General features: G+C 68.9%; 23 protein-coding genes and 2 pseudogenes. 11 read left to right on the forward strand and 14 right to left on the reverse strand.

The genetic code is table 11. From position 1 onward, the window contains the following. The first annotated feature begins 253 nt into the window (after positions 1 to 253). Entirely contained in the window at positions 254 to 1282 is a 1029-nt protein-coding gene (locus AC4BEG_RS30495) for an AraC-like ligand-binding domain-containing protein (RefSeq protein ID WP_490702881.1), read from the forward strand. Between the two features lie 316 nt (positions 1283 to 1598). Here the strand turns inward: AC4BEG_RS30495 and AC4BEG_RS30500 are convergent, their stop codons facing one another. The 5 genes from AC4BEG_RS30500 to AC4BEG_RS30520 all read right to left on the reverse strand — a co-directional run bounded on the left by AC4BEG_RS30500 (position 1599) and on the right by AC4BEG_RS30520 (position 7631). Then, complete coding sequence (locus AC4BEG_RS30500; protein WP_490702882.1) at positions 1599 to 3257, reverse strand: MFS transporter; 1659 nt, start codon at positions 3255 to 3257, stop codon at positions 1599 to 1601. A gap of 409 nt (positions 3258 to 3666) precedes the next feature. Further along, positions 3667 to 4404: a YoaK family protein gene (locus tag AC4BEG_RS30505; protein ID WP_490702883.1), complete on the reverse strand. Its 738-nt coding sequence runs from the start codon at positions 4402 to 4404 to the stop codon at positions 3667 to 3669. Next, complete coding sequence (locus tag AC4BEG_RS30510; protein WP_490702884.1) at positions 4385 to 4909, reverse strand: DoxX family protein; 525 nt, start codon at positions 4907 to 4909, stop codon at positions 4385 to 4387. The genes AC4BEG_RS30505 and AC4BEG_RS30510 overlap by 20 nt, the downstream gene beginning before the upstream one ends. A gap of 48 nt (positions 4910 to 4957) precedes the next feature. Next, on the reverse strand, positions 4958 to 5620 hold the full coding sequence (locus tag AC4BEG_RS30515) for a hydrolase (RefSeq protein ID WP_490702885.1): 663 nt from the start codon (positions 5618 to 5620) through the stop codon (positions 4958 to 4960). A gap of 124 nt (positions 5621 to 5744) precedes the next feature. Further along, the gene (locus tag AC4BEG_RS30520; RefSeq protein WP_490702886.1) at positions 5745 to 7631 is read right to left on the reverse strand and encodes an amidohydrolase; all 1887 of its coding nucleotides are present in this window, start codon (positions 7629 to 7631) and stop codon (positions 5745 to 5747) included. A 429-nt stretch (positions 7632 to 8060) separates the two neighbouring features. Between AC4BEG_RS30520 and AC4BEG_RS30525 the strand changes: the two genes are divergently transcribed. Together AC4BEG_RS30525 and AC4BEG_RS30530 are read left to right on the forward strand one after the other, a co-directional pair. Next, on the forward strand, positions 8061 to 9032 hold the full coding sequence (locus AC4BEG_RS30525) for an alpha/beta hydrolase (protein WP_490702887.1): 972 nt from the start codon (positions 8061 to 8063) through the stop codon (positions 9030 to 9032). Further along, positions 8954 to 9595: pseudogene (locus AC4BEG_RS30530) on the forward strand (alpha/beta hydrolase); the annotation flags it as partial. The gene AC4BEG_RS30525 and the pseudogene AC4BEG_RS30530, both read left to right, overlap by 79 nt. Positions 9596 to 9683: 88 nt before the next feature. Here AC4BEG_RS30530 and AC4BEG_RS30535 read toward each other — a convergent pair. Further along, a complete protein-coding gene (locus tag AC4BEG_RS30535; RefSeq protein WP_490702888.1) occupies positions 9684 to 10811 on the reverse strand; it encodes a low temperature requirement protein A in 1128 nt (375 codons plus the stop codon). A 50-nt stretch (positions 10812 to 10861) separates the two neighbouring features. After that, the gene (locus AC4BEG_RS30540) at positions 10862 to 12229 is read right to left on the reverse strand and encodes a dihydrolipoyl dehydrogenase family protein (protein ID WP_490702889.1); all 1368 of its coding nucleotides are present in this window, start codon (positions 12227 to 12229) and stop codon (positions 10862 to 10864) included. Between the two features lie 239 nt (positions 12230 to 12468). On the opposite strand from AC4BEG_RS30540, the gene AC4BEG_RS30545 reads away from it, so the two are divergent. The 4 genes from AC4BEG_RS30545 (at position 12469) to AC4BEG_RS30560 (ending at position 16298) form a co-directional block, all read left to right on the forward strand. After that, complete coding sequence (locus AC4BEG_RS30545) at positions 12469 to 13047, forward strand: Dps family protein (protein ID WP_490702890.1); 579 nt, start codon at positions 12469 to 12471, stop codon at positions 13045 to 13047. A gap of 451 nt (positions 13048 to 13498) precedes the next feature. After that, complete coding sequence (locus AC4BEG_RS30550; RefSeq protein ID WP_490702891.1) at positions 13499 to 14596, forward strand: LLM class flavin-dependent oxidoreductase; 1098 nt, start codon at positions 13499 to 13501, stop codon at positions 14594 to 14596. After that, entirely contained in the window at positions 14593 to 15207 is a 615-nt protein-coding gene (locus AC4BEG_RS30555) for an FMN reductase (protein WP_490702892.1), read from the forward strand. Before AC4BEG_RS30550 ends, AC4BEG_RS30555 begins: the two co-directional genes overlap by 4 nt. Positions 15208 to 15581: 374 nt before the next feature. Beyond that, entirely contained in the window at positions 15582 to 16298 is a 717-nt protein-coding gene (locus AC4BEG_RS30560) for an acetate uptake transporter family protein (protein ID WP_490702893.1), read from the forward strand. Between the two features lie 30 nt (positions 16299 to 16328). On the opposite strand, the gene AC4BEG_RS30565 is transcribed toward AC4BEG_RS30560, so the two are convergent. The 6 genes and pseudogenes from AC4BEG_RS30565 to AC4BEG_RS30590 all read right to left on the reverse strand — a co-directional run. Beyond that, entirely contained in the window at positions 16329 to 16754 is a 426-nt protein-coding gene (locus AC4BEG_RS30565) for a SpoIIE family protein phosphatase (RefSeq protein ID WP_490702894.1), read from the reverse strand. Then, on the reverse strand, positions 16751 to 17509 hold the full coding sequence (locus AC4BEG_RS30570; RefSeq protein ID WP_490702895.1) for a PP2C family protein-serine/threonine phosphatase: 759 nt from the start codon (positions 17507 to 17509) through the stop codon (positions 16751 to 16753). Before AC4BEG_RS30570 ends, AC4BEG_RS30565 begins: the two co-directional genes overlap by 4 nt. Further along, entirely contained in the window at positions 17509 to 18090 is a 582-nt protein-coding gene (locus AC4BEG_RS30575) for a PAS domain-containing protein (protein ID WP_490702896.1), read from the reverse strand. Before AC4BEG_RS30575 ends, AC4BEG_RS30570 begins: the two co-directional genes overlap by 1 nt. 174 nt (positions 18091 to 18264) lie before the next feature. Further along, entirely contained in the window at positions 18265 to 18630 is a 366-nt protein-coding gene (locus AC4BEG_RS30580) for an AMP-binding protein (protein WP_490707261.1), read from the reverse strand. Then, positions 18585 to 18815: a hypothetical protein gene (locus AC4BEG_RS30585; protein WP_490702897.1), complete on the reverse strand. Its 231-nt coding sequence runs from the start codon at positions 18813 to 18815 to the stop codon at positions 18585 to 18587. The genes AC4BEG_RS30580 and AC4BEG_RS30585 overlap by 46 nt, the downstream gene beginning before the upstream one ends. Next, positions 18812 to 19492: pseudogene (locus tag AC4BEG_RS30590) on the reverse strand (amidohydrolase family protein); the annotation flags it as partial. The gene AC4BEG_RS30585 and the pseudogene AC4BEG_RS30590, both read right to left, overlap by 4 nt. A 630-nt stretch (positions 19493 to 20122) precedes the next feature. Here AC4BEG_RS30590 and AC4BEG_RS30595 point away from each other — a divergent pair. The 3 genes from AC4BEG_RS30595 (at position 20123) to AC4BEG_RS30605 (ending at position 21964) form a co-directional block, all read left to right on the forward strand. Beyond that, complete coding sequence (locus tag AC4BEG_RS30595) at positions 20123 to 20872, forward strand: GAP family protein (protein ID WP_490702898.1); 750 nt, start codon at positions 20123 to 20125, stop codon at positions 20870 to 20872. Continuing rightward, complete coding sequence (locus tag AC4BEG_RS30600) at positions 20869 to 21195, forward strand: hypothetical protein (RefSeq protein WP_490702899.1); 327 nt, start codon at positions 20869 to 20871, stop codon at positions 21193 to 21195. The genes AC4BEG_RS30595 and AC4BEG_RS30600 overlap by 4 nt, the downstream gene beginning before the upstream one ends. A gap of 100 nt (positions 21196 to 21295) precedes the next feature. After that, the gene (locus AC4BEG_RS30605) at positions 21296 to 21964 is read left to right on the forward strand and encodes a CBS domain-containing protein (protein WP_490702900.1); all 669 of its coding nucleotides are present in this window, start codon (positions 21296 to 21298) and stop codon (positions 21962 to 21964) included. A gap of 32 nt (positions 21965 to 21996) precedes the next feature. On the opposite strand, the gene AC4BEG_RS30610 is transcribed toward AC4BEG_RS30605, so the two are convergent. Beyond that, positions 21997 to 23223 (reverse strand): Acg family FMN-binding oxidoreductase, encoded by a 1227-nt coding sequence (locus tag AC4BEG_RS30610; protein WP_490702901.1) that lies wholly within the window; start codon positions 23221 to 23223, stop codon positions 21997 to 21999. Between the two features lie 215 nt (positions 23224 to 23438). Here AC4BEG_RS30610 and AC4BEG_RS30615 point away from each other — a divergent pair, with 215 nt between their 5' ends. Next, positions 23439 to 24113 carry a CBS domain-containing protein gene (locus AC4BEG_RS30615; RefSeq protein ID WP_490702902.1) on the forward strand — a complete coding sequence of 225 codons (675 nt, stop codon included), beginning with the start codon at positions 23439 to 23441 and terminating at the stop codon, positions 24111 to 24113. Positions 24114 to 24212 lie beyond the last annotated feature (99 nt).

Consider the following 24212-nt stretch of genomic DNA (forward strand, 5'->3'; position numbering starts at 1 on the left):
TGAATGCGCTTGGCTGCGGAACCACATCCATGCGGAGGTCACCGACATGCACGAACCCACCCCCCGTAGCGCCGACCATCGTGCTTGTGCATGGGGCGTTCACCGATGCCTCATCCTGCCGTCGTCGACCTGCCGATGGTCATCGCAGGTTCCAGCTCTCCTGCATCCCTGATCTAGCGGATTCACGCGATGTGCTGCCCCAGGCCCACTGGCACGGTGTTTCAGAAAGCACACCAGCTGAAGGGCGGAGATCATGTCGCCGAATTCCTCGACCCTGGAGCCCGGGCAGCTCCCGGGCACCCTCAACACCACGGATTCGGTGCCCGCCCACCGCAGACGGGCGTACTGGCGCGAAGCCCTGTCCCGGACGTTCGGCGCTGTGGAGATGACCGTCCCCGACGAGGTGTGTTCCGGCACGATCCGTACGACACCGCTCGGCCGGCTCCAGGCCGTCACCGTGGACGGCGACGGCCTGTCCGCCCTGCGCACCCGGCGACACGTCGCGCAGGGCAGCGAAGACGACCACGTGGTCGTCAAACTGCTGGACAGAGGAGTCGGCCGAATCGAGCAGGACGGCCGTGAGGCACTCCTTGGGCCGGGGGACGTCTTCGTCTACGACATGGCGCGTCCCGGTCGGCTGGACCTTCCCCAGCCCTTCCGGACGAAGTCCCTTGTCCTGCCGAGAGACGTTCTGGGGCTGCGCGAGTCCGACATGGCTCACGTCACGGCCTCCCCGCTCGGCCCCGACACGCCCCTGGGCGGGCTGCTGTCGCCCTTCCTGGCCGGGCTCGTGGACGGCGCGGGAACCTACCCGCCACGCGCCAGCGAGTTGATGGCTCGTAATCTCGTGGAGCTGCTTGGCGTGCTGGCCGACGAGCGGCTCGGCCGGACGAGCGCGGACACGCCCGGCGGACACCGGGCACTGCTGCTGCGGATCCAGGCGTTCATCGACCGTCACATCGCGGACCCCGATCTGACCCCGCAGGCCATCGCCCGAGCCCACCGCATATCCCTGCGCTATCTGCACAAGCTGTTCGAGAGCGAAGACGCCACTGTCGGCCGGTGGATCCAGCGGCGTCGCTTGGAGGAGTGCCGACGCGATCTGGCGCGCCACGCGAATGGCGCCACGATCGCCGCGGTGGCGCACCAATGGGGTTTCACCAGCGCCGCGCATTTCAGCCGGGTGTTCCGGGCCGCCTACGGGATTTCCCCACGTGAATGGCGCGACACCCAAGGCTTGACGCAGTACACCCCGTCACCCACGCGGCTCCTTGATGCCTGAACGCGATGTTCGTTCTTTCTCGGACCATATTCCGGGCATTCCTCAATAAGGCGCCCCCTGGCGGAGTTTCAGGCTCATTCGCAGGAAATCCACTCATGCAGCCAATGTTGAGGCGCCGCCGGCCACGCGCTGGTCGACATCGCGGGGTCAGCGGTCGACGCGTTCCTGAGGCGGACGGTCTCACTCGTGCCTCCCGGGACGGAGAGCCGTCACATGGACAGGGACCGTGCCCTCGCCGAGCTCACGGGCGAGCAGGACTGAGGCGCAACGCGGTCGCGTCCGTCCTCGCCCGGTCCTCCGGTGAGAGCCGGCGCCCCTACGTGCTCATCGCGTCGGCCGTCCCCTCCGTCACGGGCACCACGGGGCCCGCGGCGGCGTCGAAGGCGTGGGTCACCTCCGGTGCGGTGCCCTTTACGAGCAGGCGGCGTGCCCGCTCCTCGTAACGGCGGTCGGTGGTCGTGAGTCGGCTGTGGTGCTGGGCCAGATGCTCCGACCACGAGGCGACCAGGTAGTTCTCGATGAACCGCTCCAGATCGGTGCCGTCCTGGTAGAGCCCCCAGGTGAGGGCTCCCGTGCGCCGGCGGGAACGGGCCACGTGGTCCATGCAGTCGATGAAGGCGGCCCTGTTCCCGGGGCCGACCCGGTAGGCGACGGAGACCAGCACGGGGCCGTCGGCCGGTCCGGGCTCGAACAGCAGGGGTGGAACGGGCCAGTGGTCGGACGGGGTCGGATCGATGCCGTCCGCGCCGTGCAGCGGCCAGCGGCGCACGCTCACCGCGCCGGCCAGGAGCAGCCCGCTGCCGACCAGGAGGGAGACGGTCAGCCCCAGCCCGTCGGCCAGCGCACCCCACACGGGTGCCGCCAGCGCCTGCCCGCCTTGGAATACCAGGAGATAGACGGCGAGTCCCCGTGCCCTGACCCAGCCGGGCAGCCGTGTCTGGAGGGCCGCGTTGAGGGTGGACAGCACGCCGATCCAGGCCAGCCCGGCCGGCAGCAGCACGACCACCGCGAGCCAGGGGATCCGGGCCGTGGCCAGCACCGCCAGCACTCCGGCGAAGACGACGGCTCCTGCGGCGAGAGTGCCGTTGGCGCCGAGGGCGCGGCGGACGGCGGGCAGCACGAAGGCCCCGCCCACGGCACCGACTCCGACCGCGCCGAGGAGCAGCCCGTACCCTCCCGAGCCCAGGCCCAGGGAGCGGCTCGCGACCAGGGGCAGCAGCGACCACAGCGCAGCACCGCCGGGGATGAACAGCACCGTACGCAGCAGGACTCGACGGACGCCGGGCGCGTACCACACGTAGCGGCGGCCGGCGTGCAGAGCCGTCAGGAGCTTCTCGCCCTGAGCCGTGGGCGCCTGGGTCGGGGGCCGCCTCCAGAGCGTGAGAACGGCTGCGATGCCGAGGTAGGACGCGGCGTTGAAGGCGAAGACCCAGCCTGCGCCCGCTGCCGCGACCACCGCTCCGCCGAGTGCCGGGCCGAGGGCGCGGGCCAGGTTCATGTTCACGGCGCCGAGCGCGGCCGCCTGTCCCAACTGGCGGCGTTCCAGGAGCTCCGGCTGGATCGCCTGCCAGGCCGGACCCATCAGAGCGGTGCCACATCCCAGCAGGAAGGTGAGGCCGAGCAGCAGCTGGGGAGTGAGCGCGTCCGCGAACGCCAGCACGGTCAGCACGGTGGAGACGGCGAGCATGGCGAACTGCGCGGCCAGCAGCACCCTACGGCGGTCGTAACGGTCAGCCAGCACGCCCGAGGGCAGGGCCAGCAGCACGACGGGGAGGCTGGAGGCGGTCTGGACAAGCGTCACCAGGGCGGCGTCGTGCCCGATCAGCAGCCACTGGGCACCCACGGTCTGCATCCAGCTGCCGATGTTGGAGACCAGTTGCGCGATCCACAGCGCGCGGAAGACGCGCGCCGCGAGCGGGGCCCAGGCCGAATCCGGCGCGGGGCGGGGAACTTTGGGTGGTGGTGTGGCACTCATGCTGGTCCATACCGGAAGGAGGACGCGCGCACCTTGCATCCGGCAGTGTCTTCAGGTGCCGCGCAGGCATGGTCGATGGTCATTCGGCGGGCGGTCGGCGGAAGCCGGTTGGCCAAGAGCGCACCAGCTGTCGCCCCTGAGCGCACTCCACGACGGTATTCCGCGACCAGGCCCGCACAGGAGGGCGTAAGGCGCCCCGGCATAGCTCTATTGCTCACCAACGCACTTCTTTCGGTCCGGAAGTGAACTGCGGTCGCACTGCATCCCGCACATTGCGCTGCCGGGCCGCGTCCAAGCGAACGCAGTGGGGCTCACCCCGGGTCCTTTCGGCGGCTCGGCGGCGCGGAACACGGTGAGGGGAAGGCGTCGGCCCCTCACCCGCGATCTGCATGAGGGGCCGACGCCGCGTTCAGGACTGCGGCCTGATCCAGGCGGCGTCGGATGCCGAGAGGCGATGGGTGACTACGGAGGTCACCGCGAGCAACACCAGCGCCAGGCCCAGGGTGAGGGACAGCTCGGCGTGCGGCAGCAGCGCCGCACCGACGAGGGCTCCGAGGAACATGGCCAGCACGGACAGGATCCGCCGTCCGGGCCGCGGGGCCGATCCACCGGCCGGGGTGGAGTCCGCGGCCAGTCCCGTCAGGGTCAGAGTCAGTACGGTCGTGGTCAGGTCCGGGACCCCGAGGCGCCGGGCGACCGCGTTCTGCAGACCCATGGCGAGGCCGAGGAGCACGATCAGGGCGTACTGGACCGTGGTGGTCACCCTTCCGTGCGAGGCCGCGACCGCGATGACCGCCCCGGCGACGAGCACCGCCTCGAGCGCCGTGGCAATGGTCAGCAGCCGCCCGCGGTGTGCCGCGAACCGGGTGCCGAGCCGCCCTCCCGCCAGCGCACCGGCGAGGAACGCGACCATCGATACGACCGAGGCAGGCGCGGACAGCCCGTCGGCGCCTGCCAGGGCGAACCCGAGGAAGACGACGTTGCCGGTCATGTTGGCGACGAAGACGTGCCCCAGCGACAGATAGCTCACAGCGTCGACCAGGCCGGTCACCACTGTCAGCGTCAGCATGAGCGGCGGCAGAGGGCCGTGCCGGTCTCCCCTGGACGGGGCCACGGTACGGGCCGTGTCAGTCAGTGGCTTGTGCACAGGCAGTCCTCCCGCCAGGAGCGGGCGGGCGGTGCAGTACCACTCGGGTGAGCAGTCCGCTGGCCGGGCCGAGCACGATGGCCGCAACGGAGACCCACAGCGGCCAGGGGGTCAGCCCGAGGGCGTGGTCGGCCGACCAGTGGCCGGGACCGGTCAGCGCCAGCACCGCGGAGACGACGACGAGGACCAACGGATACTCGTAACCGTCGTTCTGGACCCACAGCCCGTTGCGCCACTTGACGGTGCTCGCGACCGTCATCACCCCCATCGCGGCCATCGCCGCCGCGGGCGTGAGCAGGCCGGCCGCCAGGAACAGACCGGCGCCGATCTGGGTGCCGCCCGCGGCGAGCGCGGTGAGCCGGCCGCCGCGGAAACCGTCATGCCGGAACTCCTCGGTTCCGCCCGCCAGGCCGTTGCCCCCCAGCCGGAAACTGACCTTCTGCACTCCATGCCCGGCGATGAGAAGGCCCGCCACCAGCCGGAGGACCAACAGTCCGGAGTCCATGCTGTTCCTACCTGTTCCTGACGTTCCGTCGATGACCGTGTGAAGAGATCAGCCGGCGGCGTGGGCGCCGATGACGGCCTGCGCGTAGACGACGCCGAGGCCGTAGGCGCCGGCGTGCTCCTTCACCACGTCCATGACGGCCCCGTAGGTCTCGCCTCGGGCCCAGTCCCGCTGGAGCTCGAGCAGCACCTGAACCCAGGTCACCGGGACGGCCCCGGCCTGGATCATGCGCTGGACAGCGTGTTCGTGGGCCTGCGGGCTGACGCCGCCAGAGGCGTCGGTGACCACGTAGACCTCATAGCCCTGGGCGAGGGCCGAGAGGGCGGGCAGTACGACGCAGACCTCGGTCCACAGACCGGCCAGGACGAGCTTCTTGCGGCCGGTGGCCTTGACGGCCTCGACGAAGGCGGGGTCCTCCCATGCGTTCATCGTGGTGCGGTCGATGATCTTGTTGTCGGGGAAGACGTCCGCGAGCTGCGGCATGATCGGGCCGGAGAAGGACTCGGCGGCCACAGTGCTCAGCACGGCCGGGACGTCGAACGCCTTCGCGGCCTTGGCCAGGCCCACAGTGGAGTTGATGATCGCGGTACGGTCGCCGCTGCCCGTGCCGAAGAACATCTGCGGCTGGTGGTCCACAAAGAGCACTGCGCAGTTGTCGGGGGTCAGCAGGTCGGGGCTGGGGGCCGCGGTGACCTCGGAGACGTTGACCATGAGAGAGCCTTTCCATATGTGTTGTGATCACGGACGGATGTCCGCTGTTGGAATCAGCCGTCGGGTGGACGGCGCGAGGGGTGTCCAGGGAGGGGCGGCTCATGGCCGGGCCCCTCCCTGGAGATCAGAGGGAGAAGCAGGGGTCGAAGAACGTGCTCGCGGATTCGGGGGCGAGGCCGCGTCGCGCGCGCCACTGACGGTGCTGTTCCGACTCGGCGACGGCCTGGCCGAGCAACTCGGCCTGGCGGGCACCCGAAAGGCCGGTGCCGGGCGTGGCCTGGTAGCCGCCGAAATGCGCCACCGGGCTCCACTCGGGACTGATCGGCGGCAGTTCCTCGTCAAGGCCCTCGTACTCGGCGGCGGCGTAGACGATCCGGCCGCCGACGACCGTCAGTTGGGACTCAATATGCGCGATGTCCGGCTCAGGGACGGTGAAGTAGTCATCGGACAGGACCGCGAGGTCGCCGAGAAAGCCCGGGCGCAGAACTCCCTTGACGCTCTGCTCGCCGGTCAGCGCGGCACCCGCCTCGGTGAACATCGCGAGCGCCGTGCGCCGGTCGACGCGGTTCTGCGGCGGGCGGACGGCCAGGTCTCCGACGGTGCGGCCGGTGACCAGCCAGTGCAGGGCGACCCACGGGTTGTAGGTGGAGACCCGGGTGGCGTCGGTGCCGGCACCGACGGTCAGGCCGCGCTCCAGCATGGCCCGGATGGGAGGGGCGTCTGCGGCGGCACCGGGGCCGTAGCGGCGTACGAACGCCTCGCCCTGGAAGGACAGCCGGTTCTGCACGGACATGGCGCCGCCGAGGGCGGCTATGCGGTCGAGGCTGTCCGCGGAGACCGTCTCCGCATGGTCGAACAACCACCGGTTCCCGGCCGGGAAGAGTCCTTCCGCGGCCAGCTTCTCGAATACGCCGAGATCGCGGCGGATGGTCTCGTCATAGGTGGCATGCAGCCGGAATCCCCAGCCGTTCTCCATGAGGAGACGTACCGCCTTCTCGAATTCCGCTTCGTAGTCGGCGAGTTCCGGGCGCGGCTCGGCGAAATTCTCGAAATCCGCTGCCGCCCAGGTGAGATTCTCGCCGGCGCCGTTGAGTCGCAGCCATTCGTCTCCGTCCTCGGGACGGGCCATTTCGATCCAGCGGGCCAGGTCGTCGATTTCCTGGCCCGCTGTCTGTGGGAAGAGGTGATAGGCGATACGCAGCGAAAGTTGGCCGGCCTTGGCCAGTTCGACGACCGTGCTGTAGTTGTCGGGGAAGTTCTGGAATCCCCCGGCCGCGTCGATCGCCGAGGTGAGTCCGAACCTGTTCAGTTCCCGAAGGAAGTGACGGGTCGAGGTCTTCTTGTCCTGACCCTCCAGTACGGGGGCCTTGGCCAGCGTCGAGTAGAGGATCAGGGCGCTGGGGGCGGCCAGCAGCATGCCCGTGGGCTCACCGTCCCGGCCCCGAACGATCTGGCCACCCTTGGGGTCGGGGGTGTCCCTGGTGAATCCGGCGGCCTTGAGCGCCGCCCGGTTGAGGATGGCCGACTGGTACAGGTGCAGCACGAAGACCGGGGTGTCCGGCGCGGCGGCGTTCAGTTCGGCGACGGTCGGCAGCCGCCGTTCGGCGAACTGCTCGGCCGACCAACCACCGACCACCCGTACCCACTGCCCTTTCGGCGTTCGGGCGGCCTGCTCGCGCAGCATCGCCAGGCCCTGACGCAGTGTGGGGACGCCGTCCCAGCGCAGTTCCAGTACGTAGTTGAGCCCGCCCCGGATGACGTGCAGATGGGAGTCGTTGAGGCCGGGGACCATCCGGCGGCCGAGGGCGTCGACCACCTTCGTGGCCGGGCCGACGTGAGGGGCCACGTCCTTGTCGTCACCGACGACGGTGATGACACCGTCGCGGATGGCGATCGCCTCGGCCTGCGGGCGGCCCGGGTCTCCGGTATGGATTTTCGCGTTGCGGACCACGAGGTCCGCGGCGTTGTCGGTGGAGCTGGGAACCAGCCCACCGACCGGCATGGTGGACACCTTTCGGCAACCTCCTTCGGCGTGAACAGCGTCGAGTTCGATCTGGATCGACTTCCTTCTGCGTCGACCGTGGCCCGCGGGAGAGAGGCGGGGTATGCGCTGCGCTCCGGCACTCAATCCAACTTAATTTCGAGTGGGCTTTTGTGTGATGCACAGACCCAAACCCCGGCGACCCGCGACTGCTTCGCCGCCAGGCTATTTCGAGCGGAAGCAGCTGTGTATCCCGGCAGTGCACTGGATATGTTCCGACAGTGCACTGCCTCCCTTTCCGTGCACTGCGGGGCCAGCGCCGGTGCGCTGGTGGGCAATTTCCGTCGCCCGCGCGGTTTAGCGTGGTGATCGACGACTCCGCAGATCGCTGCGTCCGGCCCGGAGTCGCCTTCCCTCGCCGGAGAGACGAGCGCAGCACATGAAACTCGGGAGAATCACATGTCCGACGCCATCGAGCCGGTCCAGCCGGTCCTGGAGCCGGCGGCAGCCGCGTTCGCCGAGGCCACCGCCAACCCGCCCTACCTCTTCGACCTGCCGCCCGCCGAGGGCCGCAAGGCGGTCGACGAGGTGCAGTCCGGCGAGATCGCCAAGCCGCAGATCGACGAGGAGTGGGTGATCATCTCGGGCGGCCCGACCGGCAGCGTCCGGGCACGCATCGTCAAGCCCGCCGGCGCCGAGGGCGCCCTTCCAGTTGTTCTCTACATCCACGGCGCGGGCTGGGTGTTCGGCAACGCTCACACCCACGACCGCCTGGTGCGCGAACTCGCCGTCGGCGCGAACGCCGCCGTGGTGTTCCCGGAGTACGACCTCTCTCCCGAGGTCCGTTATCCGGTCGCCATCGAGCAGAACTACGCGGTGGCCCGGTGGGTCGTGGAGCAGGGCGCGTCCAAGGACCTGGACGGCTCACGGCTGGCGGTGGCCGGTGACTCCGTCGGCGGGAACATGGCCGCCGCGCTGACGCTGATGGCCAAGGAGCGCGGCGACGTCCCACTGGTGCAGCAGGTGCTGTTCTACCCGGTCACCGACGCGAGCTTCGACACCGGCTCCTACCACCAATTCGCCACCGGCTACTTCCTGCGGCGCGACGGCATGCAGTGGTTCTGGGACCAGTACACGACCGACGAGGCCGAGCGCGCCCAGATCACCGCCTCCCCACTGCGGGCCACCACTGAGCAGCTGCGGGATCTGCCGCCGGCCCTGGTCGTCACCGGCGAGGCCGACGTGCTGCGGGACGAGGGCGAGGCGTACGCCAACAAGCTGCGCGAGGCCGGCGTCCCGGTCACCGCCGTGCGTTTCCAGGGCATCATCCACGACTTCGTGATGCTCAACTCTCTGCGCGGCACGCACGCCGCCGAGGCCGCCATCACGCTGGCCACCGGCACCCTGCGCACCGTGCTCCACGCCGGCTGACACCGCGCTCCGACGCAGCCGACAACGTCGCGGTGGTCGGCCATTCCTACAGCGTTGCGCTCATCACCGTGGCGGGCACCACTGAGAACGTCGTCGGGCTGGTCTACGTAGCAGCCTACGTCCTCGAAGAGGGCGAAGGCCGCCGCGAGTTGCAAGGGCGCTTCCCCGGCTCTCCGCTCGTCAGCAACCTGAGGCAGGCGACGTACCCCGCCGTCGAGGAAGCGGAGCCCGGGGTCGAGGTCACCATCAGGGCCGAGGTGTTCCCGGCCGTCTTCGCCGCCGACGTCCCGGCCGCCGTCACCAAGGTCCTGGCGGTGGCGCAGCGTCCGCTGGCCGCCGCGGCGTTCACGGAGTCGGCCTCGGCGGTCGCTTGGAAGGCCAAGCCCTCCTGGGCGCTCGTGGCCGGCGCCGATGAGGCGATCAACCCCGAGGTCCAGCGCTTCGGTGCCAAGCGGGCCGGGGCGACGGTCGTCGAGCTTGCGGGCGCCTCGCGCGCTGTGGCCGTGTCCCAGCCCAAGGAGGTCGCCGATCTGATCCTCGACGCGGTACGCGCGACGAGCTGACGAGCGTCGAGCGGAAGCGTGAACAGCCGCGCGAACGAACTCCCCGTACGGGGTCGTCCGGCGGATTGTCCGTCCCGGGCGGGCCTCTTCACCGGCGCTGCACCGTGACCACCGCGACCAGGACCGCCAGCAGCGCACCAGCGGCCAGGGCAGGCGCCGGGGACCAGGCAGCCAGCAGGATGCCCACCGCGGCGACGGGGTACGGAATCCGCTCGGCCGCGCTCCTTTGGTGGGGTCGGAGGTGCACGGCCCACAGCGTGATCAGGAAGACGGCCGCCGGGACGGAGACCGCCGCACCGGCGGCCGGCGACGAGGCGCCGGAGTGACGTGTGACGTGATCGGCGTACGCGGCCAGGCCGGCTCCTTCGGCGGTTGCCGAGGCGAAGATCAGGTAGTGGCCGTAGGCCCAGGGGAACCTCCTGCGATGGGCCTGGTGCGTGGTCGCGAGCAGGGTGTGCGCGGGCCTGGCGAAGTACAGCCACCACATGGCGTAGGCCATGAGCAGGCCGCCGGCCGCTACCGCGTAGAGCGAACCGGTGGCATGGTGCCGGTCGAAGGCGTTCCGGACGGCGACGGTGGCGGCCGCGGCGGACTCACCGAGCACGATAAGGGTGAACAACTCGTAGCGCTCCGCGATGTGGCGCGGATGCCATGGCGTCATCCCAGCGGACTGCGCCCACACAGGGACTGAGAGCTCGGCGACGATCATCACCACGATGCCGGGCAGCCGCAGGGAAGCGGGGAGGAAGAGCAGCCCAACCCATCCGAGTTGGCACACCATAACCCCGGTGGCGAAACGCAGCGTGGTTCTCCGCCGGGCGGGATCGGAAAGGGCGGCGCGCAGCCACAGCCCGGCCAACGCCGTACGCAGCACGACGTATCCGAGCGTGATGACGCGCAGATCGCCGTCCTCGAACGCGCGATGAACGCCGGCGGCGAGCACGAGCGAGCCCGTGATCTGAGCGAACACCGTCAGCCGGTACGGGACGTCATCCGGGTCGTAGGCGGAGGCGAACCAGGTGAAGTTCATCCACGCCCACCAGATGGTGAAGAAGACCAGCGCGAAGCGCAGCGATCCGGTGGCGTAGTTCCCGTCTGTCAGCGCCCCGCGCAGACTCCCGGACGCCTGCGCCACCGCGATCACGAAGCACAGGTCGAAGAAGAGCTCCAGCGAGGTGGCGGCCCGGTGCGGCTCGCCGGGGTCGCGGCCCACCATGCTGCGCCACCGCCGGACGGCCGGGTCCGTGCTCGTGATCGGGACGCGGCTCAGCGGAGGGCTCCCAGGGCCGCCTCGATCGTCCGGTGGAAGGTGGGATAGGTGTAGATCATGTGCTGAAGCCGGTCGACGGGGACCTCGGCATGGATGGCCACGTTCAGCCCGTAGAGCACCTCGCCTCCCGCCGGCCCCGCCGAGGTCGCGCCGATCAGCACGCCGCGGTCGGCGTCCTCGACGAGTTTGATGAACCCTTGGTTGCCCAGCCCATGGATCCAGCCGCGCGTGGAGGAAGGGATGGTCACCATGCTGGTGCGCACCCGCAGGCCCCGTTCTCGCGCCTGACGCTCCGTCAACCCTACGGACCCGATCTCCGGATCGGTGAACGTGACGCGGGGCAGCGCCCGGTAGTCGGCATCGGGACCGGGCTGCCCGAGGATGTCCCGAACGGTGATCTCCGCCTGATACATCGACACGTGGGTGAAGGCGCCACGGCCGGTGATGTCGCCGACCGCCCACAGCCCCTCCCCGGCCCGCATCTGCCCGTCCGTGGGCACGACTCCCGCCGTCGGATCGAGCCCCACCGTGTCGACCGCCAGCGAGGTCAGGTCGGCGTGGCGTCCGGTGGCGACCAGGAGCCGCTCAGCACTCAGCATCTGCTCATCGCCCGCAAGGCGGACCGTGAACTCGGTGCCGTCATGGCTGACCTGCCGCGCCCGGGCACCGGTGAGAACGGTGACACCGTCCGCGCGCAGAACCTGCGCGGCCAACTCCCCTGCCTCCGGCTCCTCCTGCGCCAGCAGCCGGTCCTGTCCCTCGATCACGGTGACCGCGCACGTGAAACGGGCGAAGACCTGGGCGAGTTCGACGCCGATGGCACCCCCGCCGAGCACCACCATCGACGCCGGCAGCTCCTTGGCAGCCATGGCATCCCTATTGGTCCAGTATGGCGTTCCTTCCAAACCCGGCACCGGGGGGATCCGGGGCCGGGTACCAGTGGCCAGCACGACACCTCGCCGGGCCTCGAACGTGCGGTCACCGACTGTCACCCGGCGCGGCCCGGCGAGGCGTCCTCTCCCCCGGATGAGCCGACCGCCCTTGGCCGCGAGCCGGTCGGCGGCCATCTGGTCGTTCCAGTCGTCGGTGGCCTCGCCGCGGATACGCCCGGCAACCCTGCCCCAGTCCGGAGTCGCGACCGCGTCGCCTGCGAGGGTGGGCACACGGCCCGCCTCGGCGAGCAGGTTCCCCGCCCGGATCATCATCTTGCTCGGCACGCACCCCCAGTACGGACACTCCCCTCCAACGAGTTCCGCCTCGACCCCCACCACGTCCAGTCCCGCTTCGGCCAGCGTGCCGGCGATGTACTCGCCGCCCGGCCCCAGCCCGACAACCACCACATCCGCCTGCTCGTTCGTGCTCATGCCTCTCCTCGTTCCGCCGGCTCTCCGGGCATGGACTGTCCCGCCGAGGCTAGAGCGACCGGACGATGGCCCGAGTCCGCCAGCGCACGGAGGCTTGCCCGAGAGCGAACGCCGGGCATGGGCACCGGGCCCAGTGCGCTGGCGGGCACCACCGCATGCGCTGCCGGTCAAGCCGTCCCCCGACCGGGCACCTAGCGTCATCGGGGTACGCACAACACGGCACCACAAGGAGGCGGACCATGATCACTAGTTCCAAGCCCGTGAAAAGCAGCCAGCCATGGCTGCACCAGAAGGGCGAGGTGATCCAGGAGTTCGGGACCGTCAAGCAGTTCCCGGTCGGCCTGACCTACGAGGCACGGATGTACTCATGCCAGCGCCTGAACAAGGTCCTCGCGGACACGCAGATCCTCTACGGCCTCTACAAGAAGCATCACTGGCTGATGCGCGGCGCGACCTTTTATCAGCTGCACCTGGTACTGGACAAGCACGCGGGGGAGCAGCTCGAAATCGTCGACACCATCGCCGAACGCGTCCAGTCCCTGGGCGGCGTCGCGGTGGGGGACCCCCGGCACGTCGCGGAGATCACGTCGATTCCGCGGCCCCCGGACGGGGTGGAGGAGGTGCCGGCCATGCTGTCACGGCTGCTGGAGGCCCATGAGGCCATCCTCATCGCCGCGCACGACGCCGCCGCCCGAACCGCCGAGTGGGGTGACGACGGCACCATCGACCTGCTGGTGTCACAGGTGATCCGGACCGGTGAACGGCAGGCGTGGTTCCTGGCCGAGCATCTCGTCGACACCCCGCTGGTCCGCGCGTGAAGAATGGCAGACTCCCGGCGAGGCGCCCCCGGCGGTCGCCGCGCTGCTGCGGCACATCATCACCTGACGGCGACCGGGCGCCTCTCGGCCATCCGGGCAGTCGCAGCGTCGAACGTCATGCCCGGCTACGTGCCTGTTCCGAGCTGGCGGAGTTGCACGCGAGCAGGGCGCGGACCGCTGCTGCGACGCGGTCGGCCAACGGGCCGCCGACGAGTCCACACCAACTGCCATGGCACGGCCTTGACGCGCCGCGAGAGAGCCAATCCCCTCGGCGAGCGCTGCCTTCGCTTGTCGCACGGCGCGGCATGCGATGCGGAACCTCCGCTCCGATGACCAGGGCAGGAGAAGAGAACGCTGTGGGACCACTTCCCATGCACGCACAGTCATCCCAGCCATGCGGTGGACTCCTACCGTTCGAGAAGCACTCAATCATCTGACAACTGGAGGAACCTTGCAGTTCGGGATCTTCAGCGTCGGCGACGTCACACCGGACCCCACCACGGGCCGTACGCCGACCGAACGCGAGCGCATCAAGGCCATGGTCGCCATCGCGCTGAAGGCCGAGGAGGTCGCCCTCGACGTCTTCGCGACCGGCGAGCACCACAACCCGCCCTTCGTGCCCTCCTCGCCGACCACGATGCTCGGCTACATCGCGGCGCGGACGGAGAAGCTAGTCCTCTCCACCTCCACCACCCTCATCACCACCAACGACCCGGTGAAGATCGCCGAGGACTTCGCAATGCTCCAGCACCTCGCGGACGGCCGGGTCGACGTGATGATGGGGCGGGGCAACACCGGCCCGGTTTACCCCTGGTTCGGGCAGGACATCCGGCAAGGCATCAACCTGGCGATTGAGAACTATGCGCTGCTGCACCGGCTGTGGCGCGAGGACGTCGTGAACTGGGAGGGGAAGTTCCGGACCCCGTTGCAGGGCTTCACTTCCACCCCTCGGCCGCTGGACGGGGTCCCGCCGTTCGTCTGGCACGGCTCGATCCGCTCGCCGGAGATCGCCGAACAGGCCGCTTACTACGGCGACGGCTTCTTCCACAACAATATTTTCTGGCCGGCCGACCACACCAAGCGCATGGTCGAGCTCTACCGCACCCGGTACGCGCACCACGGGCACGGCACGCCCGAGCAGGCGATCGTCGGTCTGGGAGGGCAGGTGTTCATGCGGAAGAACTCCCAGGACGCGGTGCGCGAGTTCCGGCCGTACTTCGACAACGCGCCCGTGTACGGGCACGGGCCGTCCCTCGAGGACTTCATCGATCAGACGCCACTGACCGTCGGCTCCCCCCAGCAGGTGATCGAGAAGACGCTGTCCTTCCGGGAGTACGCGGGCAACTACCAGCGCCAGTTGTTCCTGATGGACCACGCCGGACTGCCGCTGAAGACCGTCCTGGAGCAGATCGACATGCTCGGCGAGGAGGTCGTGCCCGTGCTGCGCGAGGAGTTCGCCAAGGGGCGCGCGGCCGGGGTGCCGGACGGGCCCACCCACGAGTCCCTGCTCGCCGCCGCCTCGGAACCGGAGAAGGTGACCGCCCCATGAAGCTCGTCGCCGTCTCGGCGGGGCTGAGCGTCCCGTCCTCCACGCGGCTGCTCGCCGACCGGCTCACCGATACGGTCCGCGATGACCTCGCCGACCGGGGCCACACGGTGGAGGTCGACGTCATCGAGCTGCGGGCCCTGGCCGTCGCCGTCGCCAACAACCTCGTGACCGGATTCCCCCAGCCACAGCTGGCCACCGTGATCGAATCGGTCACGGGCGCCGACGGCCTGGTCGCCGTGACTCCGGTGTTCACCGCCTCGTACAGCGGGCTGTTCAAGTCCTTCTTCGACCTGATCGATCCGGAGGCCCTCACCGGCAAGCCGGTCCTGATCGCAGCAACGGGGGGCACGGCCCGCCACTCGCTGGTCCTGGAACACGCCCTGCGCCCGCTGTTCACCTACCTGCGCGCCGTCGTCGTCCCCACGGCGGTCTACGCCGCGTCCGAGGACTGGGGCTCCGGCGGCGACGCATACACGCAGGGCCTGCCCGCACGCATACGCCGGGCAGGCGGGGAGCTGGCCACGCTCCTGGCCGCCAGGGCAGCCGATCCCGGACCCGAAGACGACATCACCTCGTTCGAGAAGCAGCTCTCCAATCTGCACTTCGACTGAGCGCTCAATCGCATTCCCGTCGGTCAATAGCACCTGGTAAACGGCTTCAAGAGAGGCTCATCGCCTCCCGGGATTGCCCGATCATTCACCTGTCCACTGGGTCACTGCAAGCGTCGGCAGAACACGCCCTGTGCAGCCGAATGGGGACTGCCTCCCTCACGGCATGACGATCACGATCGTCTCCCACGGGGCGTGCTCCCAGGGTCAACACATCGTGCGTTGACGGAAAAACCGGTACCGCCGCACGCTCCTACGCTGCGGTTGTCCCCGAGGAAGCAAGGCGCTCAACTGCTTGTACCCAACGCCAAGGCCTACCCCAGGACCCGGCTCGCCCCTCTGTCCCCTTGCAAGCACGGCTCACAGGAGAGTTCACCATGAGCACCAGTCCCGAATCATCCCCGGAGCGGGCCGAGCCGACGGGCCGGCACTTCGAACCGGACCTGCGTGCGATGACCCGCATCAATCTCCGCCCCATCGCTTCCCCGATGCCGGTCGGCTTCTTCGCGGTGGCAATCGCCTCCGTCATCGCCGGAGGGCTGCAACTGGGCTTCTTCGGTGACGGCGCCCATCGGGCGGTCGCCCTGACGATCCTGCCCGCCTTCATCCTGCAACTGATCGTCAGCATCCTGGCGTTCGGTGCGAGGGACGTGCTCGCTGCGACGCTCATGGCGTGTTTCTCCGGAACCTGGCTGGCGAACTCCCTGGTGCTGGGCCTCGAACCGCCGTCAGGCATCAAGGTGCTCGGCTTGCTCAACCTCGTGTTCGCCGTCTTCGCCCTGCTGATGGCGACCGTCGCGCACCGCAAGCGCGTGATGTGGTTCGTGCTGTGCGTGGCCGTGCCGCGTTTCGCGGTCGCGGCGCTCTTCAACTTCACCGGTGTCGCCTGGCTCGGCTACGTGTCCGGGGCCCTCGGACTGCTCCTCGCGGGTGTGGCCATGTATGCCGCGTTCGCGCTCATGCTGGAGGACATGAGGGGCGAGGAGGTCCTACCCGTCGGACGTCGGGGCCCGGCGTACGACGCAGTGGAAGGGGACCTGGCCGTGCAACTGCGCAACCTCGAACGTCAGGCGGGCGTCCGGCGCACCCTGTGAGTCTGTGAACGCATCGAGGGGGAGGCACGCTCATTCCGGATTCCGGATTCCGGGAACTGAGCGTCGCTGCAGCTCATCGGGGATCTGGTGGCCTCGTGGGCACGCTGGGGTCATGCCTGGTGATCGTCTCACTGGTGTATCAGGTGACTGCCTCGAGGTGAGGTTGCGCGCCTGCGCGACGATCTCGGGGTCGCGCGGAAATTCCCAAGACCTCGTGTTCTCGCCGAGCACGCAATGAGTGCGCGCCAGCAGCAGTGCCGCATCATCACGGGTAGTTGAGCCACACAGTTGTGTGAGCAGCCGGTCGCCCTCTTCCCGCAGGTTGCATCCTGATCGGCACGCTCGGGTGAGTGCGGACTTGAGCCGTTCCATGCCCAGGCTGATGTGTGGCTGCTCGACCAATCCGTCGGTGTACAGGGCGAGGATGCTGGCGGGCTCAATGTCGATCTCGGTCACTTCGAAGGGCATGCCGCCGACACCGAGTGGGGGACCGGGGGCCAGCTCGATGAAGTCAGTTGTGCCTTGGCGCTTACCAGCGCAGGGGGCGGGTGGCCGGCGCTCGCGATCGCGCAGCGGCAGGTTACGGGATCGTAGAGGGCGTACAGGCACGTCGCTCCGGTGCTGTCGGAACCGTTGTCGCTGCCCTCGGCGTCGGTGGCGAGCTCCTCGACCAGGTCGTCGAGCTGCATGAGGACCTCATCAGGTGGGAGGTCCAAGGAGGCAATGGTCCGAATGGCAGCGCGCAGTCTTCCCATTGTTGCCGCGGCGTGCAAGCCGTGCCCGACGACGTCTCCTACGACGAAGGCCACCCGCAGCGAGGACAGGGCGACGACATCGAACCAGTCACCGACTACGCCGGCTGCGCTACTGGCAGGCCGGTAGACGCCGGCCGTCTGCGCGGCTGTGATGTGGGCCGAGGAAAGCGGAAGCAGACTGCGCTGCAGGGTGACGGCGGCGCGGTGCTCTCTGGTGAAGCGCCGGGCGTTGTCGACACTCAGTGCTGCCCGGGACGCGATCTCGAGCAGGAGCTGGGAGTCTCTTTCGTCGAACGGGGAGTCGTTCTGCACTCGCCAGACCACCACACTCCCCAGAGCCAGCCCGCGGGCGAACAACGGAGCGACCACTGCCGAATGCCCATCGGGCGGGATCAGCTGCGTGACGAGTGGAGAGTGCGCACCGTAGATGTGCGCGAGTTCGCGAGGGGTGGTCACTACGGCGTTGCGCGAAGCACGTTGAGAGTACTCCGCCGGTCGGGGAGTGAAGGAAGCTGCTCTCCTGGCGAAATCATGCCGCCGGGCCAGGGACCCAGGGACCGCACCGCAGCGCACTGCAAGTGATGCCTTCCCACCCCGGCGGCCAACTCCGGGGGCTCGTCTCCGACGAGAACGGATTCGGCCAAGAACACGTGGGCGAGATCGCCGAGCGAGGGGACCAGCAGGTCCGCGAGGTCCCGTGTGGTTCGGTCGACGTCCAGCGATGTGCCGATCTGGTCTGCCGCCCTGTGGAGCAGTTCCAGGCGGTGCCGCGAGCGGTGCTGTTCGGAGACGTCCCTGAGATCCACCACCAGCCCGATCGTTTGCCCGTCCTCGACCTCCAGCCGTGCGGCCGTGAGGGACAGCATGCACGGATTGCCGGAGAACCCGATCGCAGGAACGACGGGAATCTCCAAGCCGGACAGGGCGGCATTCCCGTCGACGACCTGACGCAGTCGGCGCTCCACCTCCGGGGCGTGCTGAGCGTTGAAGAACTCGTGGAACAGGCTGCCGACCGGAACACCGACGCCGCCGAACATCGCCAATGGTTTGTGGCCTCGCAGTGTCCGGTGAGCACCACAGTGTCCGGCCCGGGGTCAGCAGCCCGTCGCGGATCGACCGGAGGATGGTGAGGAAGTCGGAGAACGAAGTCCCGCGACGCCAAGGCAGTCGCCGGACGAGGAGGACTTCAGCGATGATCTTCGCAGCTCCGGTCAGCCGACCGCCCGCGATCCCCGCCCAGCCGACGCTGTGGCACACCACAGGCGGTCCGTTCCGGGGCGAGGGGTGGCCGGCCTGGGCGCGGTGACAGCGAGGACGTCCTCCAGAGTCGGCGCCTGCGGCCCAGAGGGTCCGCCGGCAGGCAGGTCTCCGACGCGCACCAGCAGCCGGAGTGTGGAGACGTGCTCGGCGGCGTGTGCCACGTTTCCGGCGAGGGCTCCGCCGAGCGCGTCGGCGTCCGCGTCCTCAAGGAGGGAGGACAGTTCCTGCTCGGTGTAGCGGTAATTGGCGTTGACGGGGATGGCGCCGAGTTTCAGCGCGGCGAACACCGTTTCCAGGTAGGCGGCGCTGTTGTACAGATAGCAGGCGACGGTACGGCCGGGACCGACTCCGGCACCTCAAGAGCGGTTGCCAGACGTGAGGCGCGATCGTCGAACTCGGCATAGGTGTAGTCGCGGCCGGGTTCGGAGATCGCCACCGCGCCGGGCAGTATCCGGGCCACCGCTTCCCACATGGTGCTGAAGGACATGTCCATGCCGATCATTCGCCCTTCTCCTGAGCGGAGCCGGACAGCCCGAACAACCGGGCGGCGTTCTCCTTGAGGATCAACGGTCGGACCTCATCCTTGATCGGCAGTTTCTCGAAATCCGCGAACCAGCGTTCTGGAGTAAGCGCCGGGAAATCGGAACCGAAAAGAACCTTTCTTTTGAGTAGCGAATTCGCCTGTGCGACGAGCTGCGGCGGAAAGTATTTGGGCGACCAGCCGGACAGATCGATGTACACCTGCGGCTTGTGCGCGGCGATGGAGAGTGCCTCGTCCTGCCACGGTACGGACGGGTGAGCGATGATGATCGGCATGTCGGGAAAGTCGACGGCGACGTCGTCGAGGTGCAACGGGTTGGAGTACTTCAGCCGGATCCCGCCGCCTGCCCGCTGACCTGCGCCGACGCCGGTCTGACCACTGTGGAAGAGCGCTGGCAACCCAGCCTCCTGAATGACATCGTAGAGCGGGTAAACCGTCGGGTCGTTCGGGAAGAAGCCCTGGTCACTCGGGTGGAACTTGAAGCCCCGCACACCGTGGTCCCGGATCAGGCGCTTGGCCATCCGGATGGCGGCGGCCCCGCGCCCGGGGTCGACGCTCGCGAACGGGATCAGCACATCGGCATGCGCTTCCGCCTGGTCGGCGATCTCCTCGTTGGAGACCCGGGGCGGCTTTCCCGTCCGCCTGCAGGGCCGGCCGGAAGACCTCCTGCGCGGAGGTCGGGTCGATGGTGCGCCGGACCACCGCGGCGGCGGAGGACGGGGCGGGGGTGATGCGCACCTTGGCGATGTAGTCCCCGTGCCGGACCGCGCCCATCGTCCAGTAGCTCGACAGCAGTGCGTTGACTGGAGGGGTCTTCGACAGGCCGCATGAGTCCTCTCGGCAGCCGCCGCGTCGGCCATCGCGGCGAGATCCTCACGCAACGCATCCGCATGACCCGGCTTGATCTCGGTGAAGACAGTGAACTCGCTACAGACCCCATCCGACCTGCCTGGCCGATCGGGGCGCGGTGACTGGGCTGCACCTGTCGTTGCAGCCGGGAAACTCCGGCACTGCGGAGTCCGGCCTGGTCCCTCCCGTCCCTAGAGGCTCCCGAGGACAGATCCGGCCATGCGCAGGAAGATGGAACGGGTGGGACGTGCCGAGTACGTCGTCGTCACGATTCCCGGGCAGCCACTTGCGCACGGCCGTGGAGACAGTGGCGCAGCCGATCGCACACCGACCCGTTGCGCCGCCGAGGCGGTCGGGACCCCGCTCGCGTCAAGCCCTGCTCAACCGGATCGCTATCCTGACCTCATGCGGAGTCAACCATGGGCGCAGTTCTCGGTGACGTACTGGGTTTAGCGTCCGCCGTCGCTGTCAGCCCGCTCCCCATCATCGCCGTCATCCTCATACTCGCCACGCCTCGGGGACGTCTCAACGGAGTCCTCTTCACCATCGGCTGGATCCTGGGACTCTCGGTGCTGGGCGCGGTGATGCTGGCGATCGCTTCCCCCGCAGGCGCCTCCGCCCACAACCACCCGGCCACCTGGGTGGGAGCCCTCAAACTCGCCCTGGGCCTGTTCCTCGTCCTCTTCGGCGTCCGGCAATGGCACCGGCGCCCAAAGGATCCCTCGCGGGCCCGGCTGCCGAGGTGGATGAGCGCGATCGACCGCCTCACGCCGGTCAAGGTCTTCGCACTCGGGCTGGCCCTGGCCGCGCTCAACGCCAAGAACGCCCCGCTGACCGTGGCCGCGGGGGCCTCGATCGGCTCGGCCGGCCTGCCGGTGGGGCAGCAGATCGCATCTCTGGCGATCTTCGTCCTGATCGCCACCCTCGGCCTGCTGGCCCCACTGGGAGTCTTTCCTGCTCGGGGGAGAGCGAGCCAGGACCACGCTCGGCAATTGGAAAGACTGGGCAGCTCAGCACAATGGCGCCGTGATGGCGGTCCTGTTTTTCGTCCTCGGGCTGAAACTGCTCGGGGACGGCATCTCCATCCTCACCTCCTGACCGGCTTGCTCGCATCGCTGTGTGGTTCGATCGCAGACATGCAACAAAGCAGGTCGGCGGAGCGGCTTTGAAAGCCATCCCTGTCAGGAGTGGCAGCCTTGCCGAGGACTTGGATCAGCTGATGTGGGTTCATCTCGGACCGGGCGGGGATGGCCAGGTTGGTCGCCTGCTCGTACAGCTCGCCCTCGCTCAGCTGCTCAAGCTGCGCCTTCGCGCTCTTTCCGGCCTTCTCATTGCCGTCTTTCCGCTCGCCGACCGGGAGCCGCTTGACCTTCTCTGGTTGGCGAGCTCGCGACCTTTTGGGTCTGTACGACGTTGCGCGGCCCGCACTGGCCTCGGCGGCAGCCGGATCGTGGATCTGCCGCTCGGCGAGCAACTGCCCCGAGTCTGCTGACTGGACTGGTCTCCGGTGGTGGGCAGACAGCCGGAGGCCGGACACTGGCACTGGTGGGGAGAGAGAGCGCCCTGCGAAGGGGGAGGAAGGAGGTAGTGCCGTGCCTGAGACTCCGCACATCGTGAGTGATGTGATGACACGGACGGTGGTCGCTGTGGGGCGTGACGCGCCCTTCAAAGAGCTGGTGCAGACCTTGGGCCAGTGGCATGTGAGTGCCGTGCCGGTGCTGGAGGGCGAGGGGCGGGTCATCGGTGTCGTCTCCGAGGCGGATCTGCTGCCGAAGGAGGAATTCCGGGACACCGATCCGGACCGCTTCGAGCAGGTACGACGCCTCCCCGACCTGGCGAAGGCCGGCGGGGTGGTGGCGGAGGAGCTGATGAGCTCCCCGGCGGTGACGGTGCATACGGACGCCACCTTGGCCGAGGCGGCGCGGATCATGGCTGTCAATGGGGTCAAGCGGCTTCCCGTGGTCGGCGCAGAGGGGATGTTGCGGGGCATCGTCAGCCGGGGGGATCTGCTGAAGGTCTTCCTCCGTCCGGAAGAGGACATCGAGGAGGAGGTCCGGCGCACCGTGGTGTCGTACCTGTTCCCCGGCAACACCAGCGTTCGCGTCCGGGTGGCCGACGGAGTTGTCACCCTGAGCGGACAGCTGCGGGACACCGCGCTGATCCCGGTGGCGGCGCGGCTGACCCGGGCCGTGGAAGGTGTTGTCGATGCCGAATGCCATTTCCGTGGTGTGGGACCGGACGAGGGCCCCCGCACCGGCTGAGAGTGATTTCTCCGGGGCTGTGCGGGTGGTGCCTACGGCTCGATGTCCAGCACGTCCTGGACGGGCCGTCGGGGGGTTTGCGTACCGGGGCGGCCGTACCCCAGCCGGAGCACCATCTGCACATAGGCCATGCCCGAGGTCGGGTCGCGCAGTGGCCAGCGCAGTTCGTGCCATTCGAGGGCCTGGGTGACGAACGAGGTGGCCAGCCCCTCGAGGGTGGCCGTCAGCAGTACCCGTTCCACCGCCATACCGGTCCGCAACCAGTCCTCGGGCTGGTCGTGTGCGGTGCTGAGCAAGGCCAGGTGGGGGGTGGTCTCGAAGTCGGCGGTCGGGCGGCCGGGGACCGTTCTGCCGCCCGCGAAGTCCCGCACGGGCGCCTTGCCGGTCCGGCGGCGGGGCCCGAAGGCGGACTCCGGGACTCCTTCGGTGGCCGGACCCGTATCGTCCGCCCTGCGGGTGAAGCGGGCCAGTTCCGCCGCGGTGTCGGCATCGGTGAGGTTGCGGGCCTCGGCCTCCAGCATCAAGTCCAGCACCGACTGCAGATGCCAGCCGGAGGGGAAGTCCAGCGAAACCCGCTCCTTTCGCGCGGCCTCGACGAGAGCGGTGCGCACGGAATCGGGTATCGCTCTCTCGGCGAAGGGGTACCGGCTGGTGTGCCGGGTGTGCACAGCGGGGTACAAAGCCGCCGGATCGTCCTCGTCGCCGAGCGGGCCGGTCAGCGTTACCGAGGCCAGCAGCATCCGGTCGCCGGGGTCGGGCAGCAGCCGGGTCACCGCCTGCCGGCCCTCGTGTGCGACCGCGACCCGCAGGTTCATCAGCGCGGCACCACAGCCGATGTGCAGGGCGCGGAGTTCGGGGTCGGTGTGCGGCAGAGAGCCCCGGAGGTCGGCCCTCAGCTGGAAGACGCGGTTGCGCCGGAAGTACCGGAACCGCCAGGGCTGGGCGTTGTGCATCGAGGGGGCGGCCGTGGCGTCCCGCACCAGAGCAGTGACCACCGCTTCGGAGAGCGCACCCTGGGGCGCCCCTGAGGATCCGCGGTCGCCCAGCGCCTCGGCTTGCCCTTCCGGCCCGCGCACGATGTGGTGAATGTGTGCGTCCGGACCCGGGAACACAAGGGTGACCTGCTGTGAGTCCGACCACCGAACGTCATAGGGAGGTGTCCCGTCGTCATGGTGGACCCCGACGATCTCACCGTCCCGTTTGGTGGCACCGGTGGTGGGGCTCTCGACAATCAGTTGGTCGCCGACGTGAGCACGCATCGACATCCCACCTCTCTGTCTGACTTCCAATGTGTCACCCCGCGCGGGTGGTGTCCTTGGGGCGGAAAGTCCTCGAGCCAGGGGCCGGACGGCCCCGGTGTGGGCCGAGCGGCTGGGAAAGGGGGCCATGAGGCTCACTCGGCCGTGGCGGCGAGCTGACAGGCTCGATGGGAGGACATCGGCCGACCTGCCGTGAGTCCCGAGAGGAGCGCTGCATGCACCACAGAACGATCGGAGAGCTCATGACGCGCCCGGTGGTCCGGGCCCCGCGGGATATGCCGTTCAAGGAACTCGTGGGCCTCCTCACGGAGCACGATGTGACCGCCGTGCCGGTCGTGGACGGTTCGGGACACCCGATCGGAGTGGTGTCCGAGGCCGATCTGCTGCGCAAATCGTCCGGTCAGGCCGACCCGTCCGGACGTCTGCCGATTCCGCATCTGGAGGCGTGGGAACGCGCGAAGGCGGAGGGCGCGAGGGCGGAGGAACTGATGTCGTCGCCCGCGGTGTGCGCGCGTCCGGAGTGGTCGGTCGTCGAGGCGGCTCGGTTGATGTCGGACCGGCACATCAAGCGGCTTCCCGTAGTGGACGAGACCGGCACGCTGCTCGGCATCATCAGCCGTGGTGACCTCCTGCGGATCTTCCTTCGCCACGACGAAGCGATCCAGGACGAGATCGAGAGGGACCTGCTGCTACGGACCCTGCGCCTGGCTCCCTCGGCCGTAACGGTCCAGGTGCGGGAGGGCGAGGTCACGCTGAACGGATCGGTGGAGACCAGGAGCCTGATCCCGGTCCTCGTGCGGCTGTGCCGGAGCGTGGACGGGGTGGTGTCGGTCACGGAGCACATCCTTTACGAGACCGATGACACCGGCGCGAGTGGCACTGCCGCGTAGCCGGCGACAGTGCCGGGACAGCGGGGCAGGCGCTCGAGATATCCGCGTGGTGGTTGTGCCGCTTCGGGGTACTCGCCGAGCGGAGACGTTCCGGGAGAC

The sequence above is a fragment of the Streptomyces sp. JLBJ103 genome, assembly GCF_058215575.1.